The 14401-nt window shown below is 65.2% G+C and carries 6 protein-coding genes; all 6 read left to right on the top strand.

What is annotated here, in order from left to right:
* The first annotated feature begins 423 nt into the window (after positions 1-423).
* The 6 genes from QWG60_RS09450 (at position 424) to QWG60_RS09425 (ending at position 14359) form a co-directional block, all read left to right on the top strand.
* The gene (locus tag QWG60_RS09450; RefSeq protein WP_146909012.1) at positions 424-2178 is read left to right on the top strand and encodes a TolC family outer membrane protein; all 1755 of its coding nucleotides are present in this window, start codon (positions 424-426) and stop codon (positions 2176-2178) included.
* 71 nt (positions 2179-2249) lie between these two features.
* Complete coding sequence (locus QWG60_RS09445) at positions 2250-4421, top strand: type I secretion system permease/ATPase (protein ID WP_146909014.1); 2172 nt, start codon at positions 2250-2252, stop codon at positions 4419-4421.
* Positions 4418-5845, top strand: a complete 1428-nt coding sequence (locus QWG60_RS09440) for an HlyD family type I secretion periplasmic adaptor subunit (RefSeq protein ID WP_046078142.1) — start codon at positions 4418-4420, stop codon at positions 5843-5845. The genes QWG60_RS09445 and QWG60_RS09440 overlap by 4 nt, the downstream gene beginning before the upstream one ends.
* A complete protein-coding gene (locus QWG60_RS09435; protein ID WP_046078141.1) occupies positions 5845-6456 on the top strand; it encodes a response regulator transcription factor in 612 nt (203 codons plus the stop codon). Before QWG60_RS09440 ends, QWG60_RS09435 begins: the two co-directional genes overlap by 1 nt.
* 157 nt (positions 6457-6613) lie before the next feature.
* Positions 6614-13924: a retention module-containing protein gene (locus QWG60_RS09430; protein WP_290130896.1), complete on the top strand. Its 7311-nt coding sequence runs from the start codon at positions 6614-6616 to the stop codon at positions 13922-13924.
* A 102-nt stretch (positions 13925-14026) separates the two neighbouring features.
* The gene (locus QWG60_RS09425) at positions 14027-14359 is read left to right on the top strand and encodes a tryptophan synthase subunit beta like protein (RefSeq protein ID WP_146909763.1); all 333 of its coding nucleotides are present in this window, start codon (positions 14027-14029) and stop codon (positions 14357-14359) included.
* The last annotated feature ends 42 nt before the right edge of the window (positions 14360-14401 follow it).

The raw sequence follows: 14401 nt of genomic DNA, 5'->3' as shown, positions 1-14401 counted from the left end.
CCTTTTTGTAAGCCATGGATTACATCGCGGTAAGCAAATTTCATACATAAACACCATGGCGTCATACTGGCGTATCGTGGGCTTTTGGTTACTATATGTTACAGAGCGAGGGTTAATACGTTCTTCGCAGGGGCTGATCTTTTCGCATGATGGCCTAGACGCCCAAGAAAAGATCAAGTTCGCCATAGGCGGAGCTTGCCTGACCAGGGCTGGCTCTTGCAGGCGGCACAGCGACGAAAAAACAACAGCCGTGCTCGACCGATGCCGGCTCAGCAAGGGGTGGGAACTGTCATGAAACGCACGAGCGTCACTTTGTCTTCGCGCGTCGCGCGAGCGCGCATCGTCCGCGGTCTTGCCGTGGGGACAGGCCTCGCCCTGTTGCCCATTGCCTCGGCCGTCGCCCAGTCCTTGCCTCAGGGACTGATGTCTCCGGGATCCAGTGATCTGCAACGTGTCGTGCAGCAGGCGATCAGCACCAATCCCGAGGTGCAGGCGGCCTGGCGCGAGCTTCGGGCCTCGGGGCAGGACCGTCGTGCCACCTGGGGGAATTACCTGCCCAGCGTGGACGTCAACGCCGGGGTGGGGCAGGAGGATCGCGAGCACGACGGTCGTGGCAGCTACGATACCGACTACGCCGAGGTGGCGCTGACGCAGATGATCTATGACGGTTTCGCCACCAGCAGCGAGGTGGAGCGTCTCGATCGGGCCGAGCTGGTGCGCTACTACGAGCTGCTCGGGGCCAGCGAGGAGGTTTCCCTGGAGGCGGTGCGGGCTTATCTGGACGTGCAGCGCTACCGGGAACTGGTCCGCCTGGCGCAGGATAACTACGCCAAGCACCTGGAAGTCTTCAACCAGATCGAAGAGCGCACGCTCTCCGGGGCGGGGCGTGGGGTCGATCTCGAGCAGATCAGCGGACGCCTGGCGCTGGCCGAATCCAACCTGATGACCGAGGCCTCCAACCTGCATGACGTGACGGCTCGCTACCAGCGTATCGTCGGCGACCTGCCGGCGGCCTCGCTGGCGCCGGCGCCGGACTTCGCCGGTCGCCTGCCCGCCGATGTGGCGTCGGCGCTGGATCTGGCCTTCCAGGGCAATCCCGAGTTCCATGCCGCCATCGAGAACATCGCGGCCTCTCGGGCGGCACGGAGCGGCGAGCGCTCCGCCTTCCATCCGACGCTCGACCTGGTCGCTCGCACCGGCACCTACAAGGATAGCGACAGCGGTACCCTCGACGACGTCGACGAGCGTCAGGACCGCAGCAGCATCGAGCTGGTGGCGAGCATGAACCTCTATCGCGGCGGCAGCGACCTGGCCAGCTTCCGTGCCGCCAGCGAACGGGTCGAGCAGGCCATCAACCTGCGCGAAAAGGCCTGCGTCGACGTGCGCCAGACCACCCAGATCGCCTACAACGACACCCAGCGGCTGCGTGAGCAGCTCGATTACCTGAACCAGCATCGCCTCTCCACCAACCGCGTGCGAGGTGCCTACCAGCAGCAGTTCGACATCGGCCAGCGTAGCCTGCTGGACGTGCTGGATACCGAGAACGAGTACTTCGAGGCCAGCCGCGCCTATGCCAATGCCAGCTATGACGTGGATCTGGCCGACGCTCGCACCCTGGCTGCCATGGGCCAGCTGATGCAGACCCTGGAGGTGCGTCGCGACGACATGCCGACCCTGGCCGAGCTCGGCAGCGATGGGGTCTCCCTCGACCCCGAGACGATCTGTCCGTCTCCGGGGCCCACCGGCTTCACCCTGGCCGACTTCACCGGCGGCATCACGGCGCCGCCGACCCGCGCGCCGGACGTCACGCTCTCGGCGGACGCCCTGTTCGAGATCAACAGCGCCGAACTGAGCATGGCATCGCGCGATGAGCTGCGTCAGCTCGCCGAGCAGATCCGCGGCCGCAACGACCTGGTGCGCGTCTACATCGCCGGTCATGCCGATGCCACCGGCAATGACGCCATCAACGACCCGCTGTCTCGGCGTCGTGCCCGGAGCGTCGGCGACTACCTGGTGAGTCAGGGCGTGGACGCCTCGCTGATCCAGACCGAAGGCTTCGGCTCTCGCCGGCCCGTGGCGTCCAACGACACCGTCGAGGGGCGTCGCCAGAACCGTCGTGTGGAGGTCACCCTGGAGCGTGCCGGAGAGAATCTCGACATGGCCGCCTATCGGCCCTAGGACGTGAGGTGGGTGTCGGTCGGGCCCGGCTCGACCGACGTCGCTCTATCGTCTCTACGCAGGGGTGAGAATTGACACAACGTGAAGCGCTCGATGATGGCAGCGGGGCCAGGTCTGCCGTTCGGGACGAGCTGCTCGAATGCCTGCAGAGCATTGCGCTGGCCCATGAACATGACGTCAGCGCCGATGCCTTGACGGCGGGCCTGCCGCTGGAGGAAGGGCGCCTGACGCCAGGCGTCTTTCCGCGTGCCGCCGCCCGTGCCGGGCTGTCGGCGCGGATCGTTCGTTCGCGTCTGGTACAGCTCAATCCCGCGCTGTTTCCCGCCGTACTGCTGCTCGAGCCGGGACGCGCCTGCGTGCTGCTGGCGCTGGATCTCAAGGCGCGCCGTGCCCGGGTGATCTTCCCGGAGCTCGGTGAGGCGGAAACCGAGGTCGATCTGGACGGCCTTCAGGCCAGCTACAGCGGCCAGGCCATCTATGTCAGGCCACGCTTTCGCTTCGATGCCCGCGGCCCCGAGGTCGAGCGCAAGCGCGACCGACACTGGTTCTGGGGCGTCATCCGCGAGAACCGCCGGCTCTACCGCGACGTGCTCGCCGGGTCGGTGGTGATCAACCTCTTCGCGCTGGCCATGCCGCTGTTCGTGCTCAACGTCTACGATCGCGTGGTGCCCAATCATGCCACCGAGTCGCTGTGGGTGCTGGCGATCGGCGTCTTCGTGGTGCTGTGCTTCGATCTGGCGCTTCGGCTGATGCGTGGCGCCTTCGTGGACCTGGCCGCGAGCCGGGCCGACGTCAAGCTCTCGTCGTCGCTGATGTCGCAGGTGCTCGGCCTTAGGATGTCCGCGCGGCCGTCATCCACCGGGTCCTTCGCCGCCATGCTGCAGTCCTTCGAGTCGGTGCGCGCCTTCATCGGTTCGGCCACGGTGGTCGGGCTGGTCGACCTGCCGTTCGTGCTGCTGTTCGCCGCCATCATCGCCCTGATCGGCCCGCCGCTGGTGATCCCGGTGCTGGTGGGTGTCGTCTTCGTGCTGCTTTATGCGCTGGCGGCCCAGGGCAAGCTGCACGAGCTGTCCGAGACCACCTGGCGGGCCAGCGCCCAGCGCAATGCCACGCTGGTCGAGTCGATCTCGCAGCTCGAGACCCTGAAGGCGCTGCGCGGCGAGAGCCGGGTGCAGGGCATCTGGGAGCGGGCCTCGGCCTTTCTCTCGCGTACTACCGCCCAGCTGCGCCTGATCAGCTCCTCGGTGAGCAGCGTGGCGCTGTGGACGCAGCACAGTGTGGCGGTGGCGGTCGTCATCACGGGGGTCTATCTGATCATCGCTGGCGAGCTGACCCAGGGCGGACTGATCGCGGCCTATCTGCTGTCGTCGCGGGCCATGGCGCCGGTGAGCCAGGCCGCGGCGCTGCTGGCCCAGTATCACCAGGCCTCCACGGCCTTGCGCTCACTGGATGGGGTGATGGAGTTGCCGGTGGAGCGCGACGAGGCTCGGCCGTACATCGACCGCCCGGTGGTGCAAGGCGAGCTGCGCTTCGACAAGGTCGCCTTTCGCTATCCCGACGAGCAGCGCGATGCGCTGCGTGAGGTCTCGCTGACCCTCGAGGCCGGCGAGAAGGTCGGCGTGCTCGGGCGAGTGGGGTGCGGCAAGACCACGCTGCACAAGCTGCTGCTGGGGCTCTATGAACCCGACGCCGGCGCGGTGCGGCTGGATGGCGTGGACGTGCGTCAGTACGACCCCGTCCAGCTGCGGCGGCATTTCGGCTATGTGCCCCAGGACGTCACGCTGTTTCATGGCTCGTTGCGCGACAATATCCTGGCCGGTGCCGGCAGCGACGGTGTCGATGACGAGTCCCTGCTGAGGGCCATTCGGCTCAGCGGCCTCTCCGGTCTGGTCGACGGCCATCCGGAGGGGATCGACCTCGACGTAGGCGAGCGTGGCCAGCGGCTGTCCGGAGGACAACGTCAGCAGGTGGCGATCGCCCGGGCGCTGGTGCACGACCCGCAGGTACTGTTGCTCGACGAGCCCACCAGCGCCATGGACCATTCCTCCGAGGAGGCGCTCAAGGCCAGTTTGCAGGAGGTGGCGGCGGGCAAGACGATGCTCATCGTGACCCACCGCACGTCATTGCTGTCGCTGGTGGATCGCATCGTGGTTATCGATGCGGGCAGGGTGGTGGCCGATGGGCCGCGGGACAAGGTGATCGAGGCCCTGCGCAAGGGGCAGATCGGGAGGGCCGGCACATGACCGACCGTTCCCGTACCTCCGAGCAGCGTGGCTTCGAGGCCATCGGCCGTTTTTCCGAGACCGGCGGCAAGCCGTTTCGTCCCTTCATCGACCGGCTGTTCTCGCGGCGGGTCACGTCCGCGCACCTGGATCGCGACTGGGCCAGCGATGCCGACTGGGCCAGGCTCCAGCAGGAGCCGCTGCGGGCCCGCTTGCTGCTCTATACCGTGGTGCTGGCCGTTGCCGCGCTGATCGTGTGGTCGGCCTTCGCGCCGCTGGACGAGGTGACCCGGGGCACCGGGCGGGTGATTCCCTCCAGCCAGCTGCAGAAGGTGCAGTCCTTCGATGGGGGCGTGGTCCAGGAGATTCTGGTCGAGGAGGGGGAGACGGTATCCCAGGGGCAGCTGCTGATGCGTATCGACCCCACCCGCTTCGTGGCCAATTTCCGCGAGAACCGCGCCAAGGCCGAATCGCTCGAGGCTCGCGTGGAACGCCTGCGTGCCCTGGTGACCGATGACGCCTTCACCCCGTCGCGCGAGCTGCTCGAGGAGGCGCCTGACATCGTCGCCCAGGAGCGTGAGCTGTATCGGAACAATCTCGAGGCACTGGAGGAGCAGAAGAGCATCCTCGAGGAACAGCTGGACCAGCGCCGGGCGGAGCTGATCGAAGCCCAGTCTCGCCGCGATACGGCGGCGCGGGAGCTGGGCATGGCCGGGCGCGAGCTGAACCTGACCCGGCCGCTGCTCGATTCCGGCGCCGTCTCCGAGGTCGAGGTGCTGCGACTGCAGCGCGACGTGACCCGTGCGCGTGGCGAGCGCGACCAGGCTGCGGCTCAGGTCGAACGCCTGCAATCCTCCATCGAGGAGGCGCAGTCGAAGCTGCGCGAGGTCACGCTCGAGAAGCGCAACGAGTGGCGCGGGGAGTTGTCCCGGACCATGGCGGAGCTGGCGGCGTTGGATGAATCCAGTGCCGGCCTGCAGGATCGCGTGAGGCTGGCGGAGATTCGCTCGCCTGTGGATGGCATCGTCCAGCGCCTGACCCTCAATACCCTCGGTGGCGTGGTGCAGCCGGGACAGGAAGTGGTCGAGATCGTACCCACTGCGGATGCCCTGCTGGTCGAGGCGCGTATCGCGCCGCAGGATATCGCCTTCCTGCGGCCCGGCCAGCCGGCCACCATCAAGCTGACGGCGTATGACTTCGCCATCTATGGGGGGCTGGAGGCCGAGCTGGTGCACATCAGCCCCGATACCATCACCGATGACGAGGGCGATACCTTCTATCTGGTGCGGGTCCGTACCCTGGAAGGCGGCAGCGAGCACCAGAGACTGGACGTGATACCGGGGATGACCGCACAGGTGGATATTCTGACCGGCAAGCGCACGGTGATGCAGTACCTGCTCAAGCCGGTGCTGAGAGGCTGGCAGGATGCGCTGGGAGAACGTTGATGAAGCAGATCTTCGTATGTCGTGAGAGCGTCCTGATGCCGCGCTGGCGCGAGGCCTTCCCTGATGCGCGCTGCCTCGACGAGACCTTTGCCCTGGAAATGGCATCCGCCGAGGTCCAGGCCTGGGTGGTCATACAGGGAGACACCTGGCCGGTGTTGGTGCGGCAGCTGGCGCAGCAGGGGGCGATCGTTAGTGTGTTGAGCTATGCGCCGGACTCGCGCGAGGCGACCCAGGCCCTCGAGGCCAATGCGCGGGGCTATGCTCATGCGCTGTCCCCTCCCGAGCTGCTGAGCCAGATGGCCCTGGTCACGGCCCATCAGGGCATCTGGGTGGGGCCCGAGCTCATGGCCCAGGTGGTGGGAGGGGCCTATCGCGCGCTCGGTGGGGAAGAGAGGCTACGCGAAGAGATGCTCGACCGCCTGACCCAGCGTGAGCGTGCCGTGGCGGTGGCCGTGGCGGAGGGCAACAGCAACAAGGCGGTGGCTCGTCTGCTGGGCATTACCGAGCGGACCGTCAAGGCGCATCTCGGTGCCGTGTTCCGCAAGCTCGAGGTGCGCGACCGCATGCAGCTCGTGCTCAAGCTGTCCCATCAGGAACAGAGCGTGACTTGAGCCCTGCCCTGGCGGGTGTTCAGTCCTGCCTCGTTACTTTCTGTTACCTGTCCTTCGGTCCAATACCGGGGGCCTGGCCCCTGACCTAGTGTGATGTCATTAGCCACCGGCGTATTCGTTGCAAATGCCGGTTGATGTGACTCCTCAGGGGAAATGAATGATGACCATCGCCACCGTGGTATCCATTACCGGCCAGGCCTGGGCGCGCGACGCCGACGGCAACCTCCGTGAGCTCAGCGTCGGCGACGCGCTTCAGGAAGGAGAGACCCTGGTCACGTCCGATGGTGGGCGAGCCGTGCTGGATTTCGGCGATGGTCTCGAACCGGCCGCCATCGCCGGTGGTGAAGAGGTCGTGATGACGCCGGACCTTGCGTCGGATCAGGCGCCGGCCAGCGAGGAGGCCAGCGCCCAGGATGGGGATATCGCAGCGTTGCTGGCGGCCATCGACGAGGGCGAGGGTGATCTGCTCGAAGGGCTCGATGCCACTGCGGCCGGCGGTGCCGGTGGTGCGGGCGGCGGCGACAGCGGTCACGGCTTCGTGCGTCTGCTGCGCATCAGCGAAAACGTCAGCCCGCTGGTCTTCAACTACGGCGCCAATTCACTCGAGGGGCCGAACCAGGTCGAGTTCGATCCGGCCCTCGTCGCCGAGGAGGACGACTCGCCGACGGTCGATACCCAGGACCTCAACGGCGATGGCGATGTGGTCTGGGAGTCTGCACTGTCTGATGGCAGCGGTGGCGGCAGCCTGACCGCCAGCGGCGCCTTCCAGATCGATACCGGCGTGGATGCACTCGACCTGATCGAAGTGCAGGATGCCAGTGGCGTCTGGATCCCGATCTCTGCCAATGGCACGAGCGTGCAGGGTGCCTACGGCACGCTGACGGTGAATACCGACGGCAGTTGGACGTACACGCTGGACGACAACACCCTGGACCATGACGGCGTCGACCAGACCGGGGCGGCCGACCAGGTGCAGGATGCCTTCGCGGTACGAGTCACTGACGACGACGGTGACGTCTCGCCGGAAGCGACCCTGACCATCGACGTCAATGACGACGGCCCGGTGGCCGTCGACGATACCGTGACCGACGAGGTGCCGGAGGATGGCAGCGTCGACATCGATGTCTTCGCCAATGACACCGCCGGGGCCGACGGTGTGGATCTGCAGAGCGGCGTTGGCGTAGCCTCGCAACCCGGCAAGGGCACGGTCACCTACAACGGTGACGGTACCTTCACCTATCAGGCCAATCCCGGCGCCGAAGGCGCCGACAGCTTCACCTACACCATCACCGACGCCGATGGCGATACCGACACGGCGACGGTGAACCTGACCATCGCCGAGGACTCCACCCCCCAGGTCGTGACGCTCGGCATTCGTGCTGAAGGCAACATGGTGTGGGAATCAGCGCTGCCCGATGGCAGTGGTGGCGGCACCACGACGATCAGCGGTACGCCGGAGATCGATACCGGTAACGACCAGCTGGCGCTGATCGAGGTCAAGGACGTCAATGGCGAATGGATCGCGATCGAGGAGGATGGCACCGAGGTGCAAGGCACCTATGGCATCGTGACCGTCGACACTGACGGCAGCTGGCAGTATGTGCTGAGCGATAACACCCTGGACCATGATGTCAGCAATGCCGTCGGCACCAACGATCAGGTGCAGGAACAGTTCGATGTACGCTTCACCGACGACGATGGTGACGTCTCCGATCCCGCAACGCTGACCATTGACGTCAATGACGATGGGCCGGTGGCCGCCGACTATGCCCACGGTGATACCGTTACCGAAGGCAGCGGCGACACCGTCCTGGCCGCGGATGCGGCCGCGACGCTGGGCATCGACGGCGGCGCCGATGGGCTGGACGGCGCCCTCGACGCACTGGTCTTCACCAATCAGGGCAGCACCGGCGGCAGCCTGACCATCAACGCGGCCGGCGAATTGGTCTATACCGCCCCGGCCGACGTCGACAACAGCGCAGGGGCGGTCACCGAGACCTTCGAATACACCGTGACCGACAACGACGGCGACAGCGTGACCCGCGAGGTCAGCGTGCAGGTCGGTGATGCCGGTGCCCCGACGCTGACCGCCTCGGACGATCTGCTGGCCGATGAAGACGACCAGGCCGCCGGCCTCGGCGACAGCGCTGCCGGCGACGACGCCCCGGTGCTGAGCGGCACGCTGAGCTTCGACAACAGCAGCAGTCTGGACGCCTTCGACCTGGATACGCTGACGCTGTCGGTGGGCACGGACGGCGACACCGGACTGACGACGCTGGATGGCAGCGCGGTCACCACCACCTGGGATGCCAGCACCCAGACCCTGATCGGGCATACCGGGGATGTGAACGACCCGGTGTTCACCATCGTGATCAGCGACCTGGGCGCGACTGGTGCCACCTATACCCTGACGCTGATGCAGCCGGTTGCCCATCCGGCACAGGACGATCCCGACACGGGGGATGTGGAAACGGCCTTCGAGGACAACGTCGGCTTCACGGTCGACGTCAGCCTCGAGGACATCGACGGCAGTGAAGGCACCACCAGCTTCGCCGTCAGCATCGACGACGACGTGCCGGTGGCCGCCGACTATGCCCACGGTGATACCGTTACCGAAGGCAGCGGCGACACCGTCCTGGCCGCGGATGCGGCCGCGACGCTGGGCATCGACGGCGGCGCCGATGGGCTGGACGGCGCCCTCGACGCACTGGTCTTCACCAATCAGGGCAGCACCGGCGGCAGCCTGACCATCAACGCGGCCGGCGAATTGGTCTATACCGCCCCGGCCGACGTCGACAACAGCGCAGGGGCGGTCACCGAGACCTTCGAATACACCGTGACCGACAACGACGGCGACAGCGTGACCCGCGAGGTCAGCGTGCAGGTCGGTGATGCCGGTGCCCCGACGCTGACCGCCTCGGACGATCTGCTGGCCGATGAAGACGACCAGGCCGCCGGCCTCGGCGACAGCGCTGCCGGCGACGACGCCCCGGTGCTGAGCGGCACGCTGAGCTTCGACAACAGCAGCAGTCTGGACGCCTTCGACCTGGATACGCTGACGCTGTCGGTGGGCACGGACGGCGACACCGGACTGACGACGCTGGATGGCAGCGCGGTCACCACCACCTGGGATGCCAGCACCCAGACCCTGATCGGGCATACCGGGGATGTGAACGACCCGGTGTTCACCATCGTGATCAGCGACCTGGGCGCGACTGGTGCCACCTATACCCTGACGCTGATGCAGCCGGTTGCCCATCCGGCACAGGACGATCCCGACACGGGGGATGTGGAAACGGCCTTCGAGGACAACGTCGGCTTCACGGTCGACGTCAGCCTCGAGGACATCGACGGCAGTGAAGGCACCACCAGCTTCGCCGTCAGCATCGACGACGACGTGCCGGTGGCCGCCGACTATGCCCACGGTGATACCGTTACCGAAGGCAGCGGCGACACCGTCCTGGCCGCGGATGCGGCCGCGACGCTGGGCATCGACGGCGGCGCCGATGGGCTGGACGGCGCCCTCGACGCACTGGTCTTCACCAATCAGGGCAGCACCGGCGGCAGCCTGACCATCAACGCGGCCGGCGAATTGGTCTATACCGCCCCGGCCGACGTCGACAACAGCGCAGGGGCGGTCACCGAGACCTTCGAATACACCGTGACCGACAACGACGGCGACAGCGTGACCCGCGAGGTCAGCGTGCAGGTCGGTGATGCCGGTGCCCCGACGCTGACCGCCTCGGACGATCTGCTGGCCGATGAAGACGACCAGGCCGCCGGCCTCGGCGACAGCGCTGCCGGCGACGACGCCCCGGTGCTGAGCGGCACGCTGAGCTTCGACAACAGCAGCAGTCTGGACGCCTTCGACCTGGATACGCTGACGCTGTCGGTGGGCACGGACGGCGACACCGGACTGACGACGCTGGATGGCAGCGCGGTCACCACCACCTGGGATGCCAGCACCCAGACCCTGATCGGGCATACCGGGGATGTGAACGACCCGGTGTTCACCATCGTGATCAGCGACCTGGGCGCGACTGGTGCCACCTATACCCTGACGCTGATGCAGCCGGTTGCCCATCCGGCACAGGACGATCCCGACACGGGGGATGTGGAAACGGCCTTCGAGGACAACGTCGGCTTCACGGTCGACGTCAGCCTCGAGGACATCGACGGCAGTGAAGGCACCACCAGCTTCGCCGTCAGCATCGACGACGACGTGCCGGTGGCCGCCGACTATGCCCACGGTGATACCGTTACCGAAGGCAGCGGCGACACCGTCCTGGCCGCGGATGCGGCCGCGACGCTGGGCATCGACGGCGGCGCCGATGGGCTGGACGGCGCCCTCGACGCACTGGTCTTCACCAATCAGGGCAGCACCGGCGGCAGCCTGACCATCAACGCGGCCGGCGAATTGGTCTATACCGCCCCGGCCGACGTCGACAACAGCGCAGGGGCGGTCACCGAGACCTTCGAATACACCGTGACCGACAACGACGGCGACAGCGTGACCCGCGAGGTCAGCGTGCAGGTCGGTGATGCCGGTGCCCCGACGCTGACCGCCTCGGACGATCTGCTGGCCGATGAAGACGACCAGGCCGCCGGCCTCGGCGACAGCGCTGCCGGCGACGACGCCCCGGTGCTGAGCGGCACGCTGAGCTTCGACAACAGCAGCAGTCTGGACGCCTTCGACCTGGATACGCTGACGCTGTCGGTGGGCACGGACGGCGACACCGGACTGACGACGCTGGATGGCAGCGCGGTCACCACCACCTGGGATGCCAGCACCCAGACCCTGATCGGGCATACCGGGGATGTGAACGACCCGGTGTTCACCATCGTGATCAGCGACCTGGGCGCGACTGGTGCCACCTATACCCTGACGCTGATGCAGCCGGTTGCCCATCCGGCACAGGACGATCCCGACACGGGGGATGTGGAAACGGCCTTCGAGGACAACGTCGGCTTCACGGTCGACGTCAGCCTCGAGGACATCGACGGCAGTGAAGGCACCACCAGCTTCGCCGTCAGCATCGACGACGACGTGCCGGTGGCATTCACTGCGAGTTCAGCTGACCTGAGCGACGGTGCTACGGCGGCACTGAATTTCGCCGCAGCGTCAGGAGCCGATGGTGTCGGTGATGTGACCTTTGCCCAGTCACTGAATGACGAGCCCGCCGTCGACAGTGCAGGTAAGTCTCTGTATCTGGATGGAGAGCCGCTGTTCTATACCGTCAGTGCCGATGGTCATCTTCTGACCGCGGCCACCGAAGGAGGGGATGTCGGATTCACTGTCACGTTGGACCCCGGCAGCGATAGCTATACCGTCGCGGTAGAGGGGCTAGTGCTCAACGGCTCTCTGTTCAGTGCCAACCCGGCTGGTGGTGTCTCGGGCGGGAACAGCCTTCTGTATCTGATTAATAGTGAAGACGGTATCGAAGGGAACGATGTGTTGGTGTCATCCACGACCACCGATACCGTCAATACCAGTACTGGTGGTGGGATTGGTATCGGTACGGGACAAAGCATCGATACCGGGGAGCTGGCTCGTTTCGACTTCTTCTCTGGTCTGGCCTTTGCAGCCAATAATGAAGACGCCGTCTGGGATGATCGGCTGTTGGTGTACGGCGTCGAACAACGCGTGAATGTCAACGGCAACGCACAATCTGCCGCTACCCTTGAGATATCCGCCGTGGCTACGGCAGAAGCCGCGAGTGGAGAGCACCCGTCCAGCGGTAGTGATACCTATCTGAATCTTTCTGTAGATGATGTCCGCATCTACGATGCCAACGGCGGCGATGTCACGAGCAGTGTCACCCTGACTGATATGGGTGATGGTATCCGTGTGGAAGGTGTGAAGGATGGTTGGAGCTATGAGGTGATGACCGACTCCGCCTTCCATGCCATCGAGGTAGTCGGGGGTGACGGCGATGAATTCAAGCTCGGTGGCATGGACTTTCTTACTGGCGGCACGGCAGGCAGCTTCGACATCAACCTCGATGTCACGGCCGTGGACGGTGATGGTGACGCAGTCACTGGGAGCATCACGCTGGAGTCGCCCGAGCCTCCAGTGCTCGAGGTCGGTGGTAATGTCGAGAATAGCCTTTCTGGTAATGCTGGGGATGACGTACTGATAGGCGATACCGGTGGCAACTACACCGTTATCACGCCGGGAGAGAGCTATAACATCTCGCTGCTGGTCGATTCCTCTGGCAGCATGGGGGAGGACTCGGGCACCGACGGGAAGAGCCGCATGGAGCTGGCCCAGGATGCGCTGAAGCTTCTGGCGCAGCAGCTACTCAATCATGATGGTGCGATTAACCTGCAGATCATCGATTTCGATAGTGGCGTGACCAGTACGGTATTCACGAACATCACCATCGATGATCTTGCCGACATCGAGGCGGCTATCAACGCCATGGTAGCCGGAGGAGGTACCAACTACGAGGCGGGTTTCAATGCCGCGACGGCGTGGCTGGATTCTCACACTAACGGCTATGTCAACAAGGCGCTTTTCCTGACGGACGGTGACCCTACCTATTACCTGAGAGACGATGGCACGAGAGACGGAAATGGCTCCTCTACGACCGAAACCGTCATGCGAGAGTCGATCGAGGCCTTCGGATTGCTCGCCAATGCCGGTGATAACGGTACCCAGGTGGAGGCGATTGGCATCGGTAGCGGTGTCAGCGCAGACCGCCTGCAGTTCTTCGATAACACCGATGTGACGGGGATGGAGGAGTATTGGCCTGGGTTCTGGTGGTTCTCTGGTCCGGAAGCTGCCGCCGGCGAGGCAACCATCGTCAATACGGCCGATGAACTCAATGCGGCCCTCCAGGGCGGCTCCTCTTCCAACGAGCTCGCACCGGTGGGTAACGATACGCTCATCGGCGGTGACGGGGATGACATCCTTTTCGGTGACACGATAGCGCCGGTCGGTCAGCCCGAGGCTGGCTTCGGTGGGGTCATCGATCTGGTCAAGGACGCCAACGGTGGGGCATCGCCAACCTATCAGCAGATCATCGACTTCCTGCGTGACAACCCAGAGGCCTACGAGACGCCTGCGGATCAAGGCGGAGACGACCTGCTGGTCGGCGGTGCTGGGGATGACATCCTCACCGGTGGCCTGGGGGCCGATGTCTTCGCCTGGAACCTCGGTGATGAAGGCAGTAGCGCGACCCCCGCCGAGGATACGGTCACCGATTTCACGACGGGCATCTTCGGCACCGATGCCAACGCGGACAAGCTGGATCTGTCGGACCTGCTGTCCGGGATGCAGGATGGTGAGGATCTGTCCAGCTATATACAGGCGACCGATGACGGCACCAATACGACGCTGCATATCAGTACCTCGGGGGATATGACGTCGGGCGACGTCAGTGCGGCGGACCAGACTATCCAGCTGCAGAATGTGGTGACATCCGTGTCGGACCTTCAGAACAACGGCCAGCTCGATATCGAGTGAGTTCGGCTGGATCAGTCACCACTGCGCCCGGCCTGTGCCGGGCGCGTTTTCTTGGTCCGATGCCTGCTAATATGCAGTCAGTGACCCAGAGGAGAGTGAATCATGTACGTCCAGCGTGACGAGGGTGGGAACATCCAGCTGGTGAGTCGTGAGGAGACGCCGGACTGCGCCGAGTTCCTGCCGGCGGACTCGCCGGAGCTGCTGGCGTTTCTGTCGGAGGGAGAGGCCGGGAAGGCGCGTTTCCAGGCGTCGGATCTGGCCTTCGTGCGAGTGCTGGAGGACGTGATCGACCTGCTGATGGACAAGGGGCTCATTCGCTTCACCGAACTGCCCGAGGCGGCTCAGCAGAAGGTCATGGAGCGACAGTCATTGCGTCGCCGGCTCAATGGGCTGCACCTGGTGTCGGATCGTGAGGGCGGCGATGATGTGATCTGACCGTCCTCTTCGGGAGACTGAAGAAAGCCATGATTACACCGC

It is taken from the genome of Halomonas halophila (assembly GCF_030406665.1).
Taxonomy (GTDB): Bacteria; Pseudomonadota; Gammaproteobacteria; order Pseudomonadales; family Halomonadaceae; genus Halomonas; species Halomonas halophila.
The sequence above is the reverse complement of the archived record's forward strand: the minus strand, read 5'-3'. Positions and strand labels throughout refer to the sequence as shown.

Bases quoted from the DNA above. Each gene is read 5' to 3' on its own strand.
- QWG60_RS09435 (WP_046078141.1), top strand. From the start codon at position 5,845: ATGAAGCAGATCTTCGTATGTCGTGAGAGCGTCCTGATGCCGCGCTGG.
- QWG60_RS09440 (WP_046078142.1), top strand. From the start codon at position 4,418: ATGACCGACCGTTCCCGTACCTCCGAGCAGCGTGGCTTCGAGGCCATC.
- QWG60_RS09450 (WP_146909012.1), top strand. From the start codon at position 424: ATGTCTCCGGGATCCAGTGATCTGCAACGTGTCGTGCAGCAGGCGATC.
- QWG60_RS09430 (WP_290130896.1), top strand. From the start codon at position 6,614: ATGATGACCATCGCCACCGTGGTATCCATTACCGGCCAGGCCTGGGCG.
- QWG60_RS09425 (WP_146909763.1), top strand. From the start codon at position 14,027: ATGTACGTCCAGCGTGACGAGGGTGGGAACATCCAGCTGGTGAGTCGT.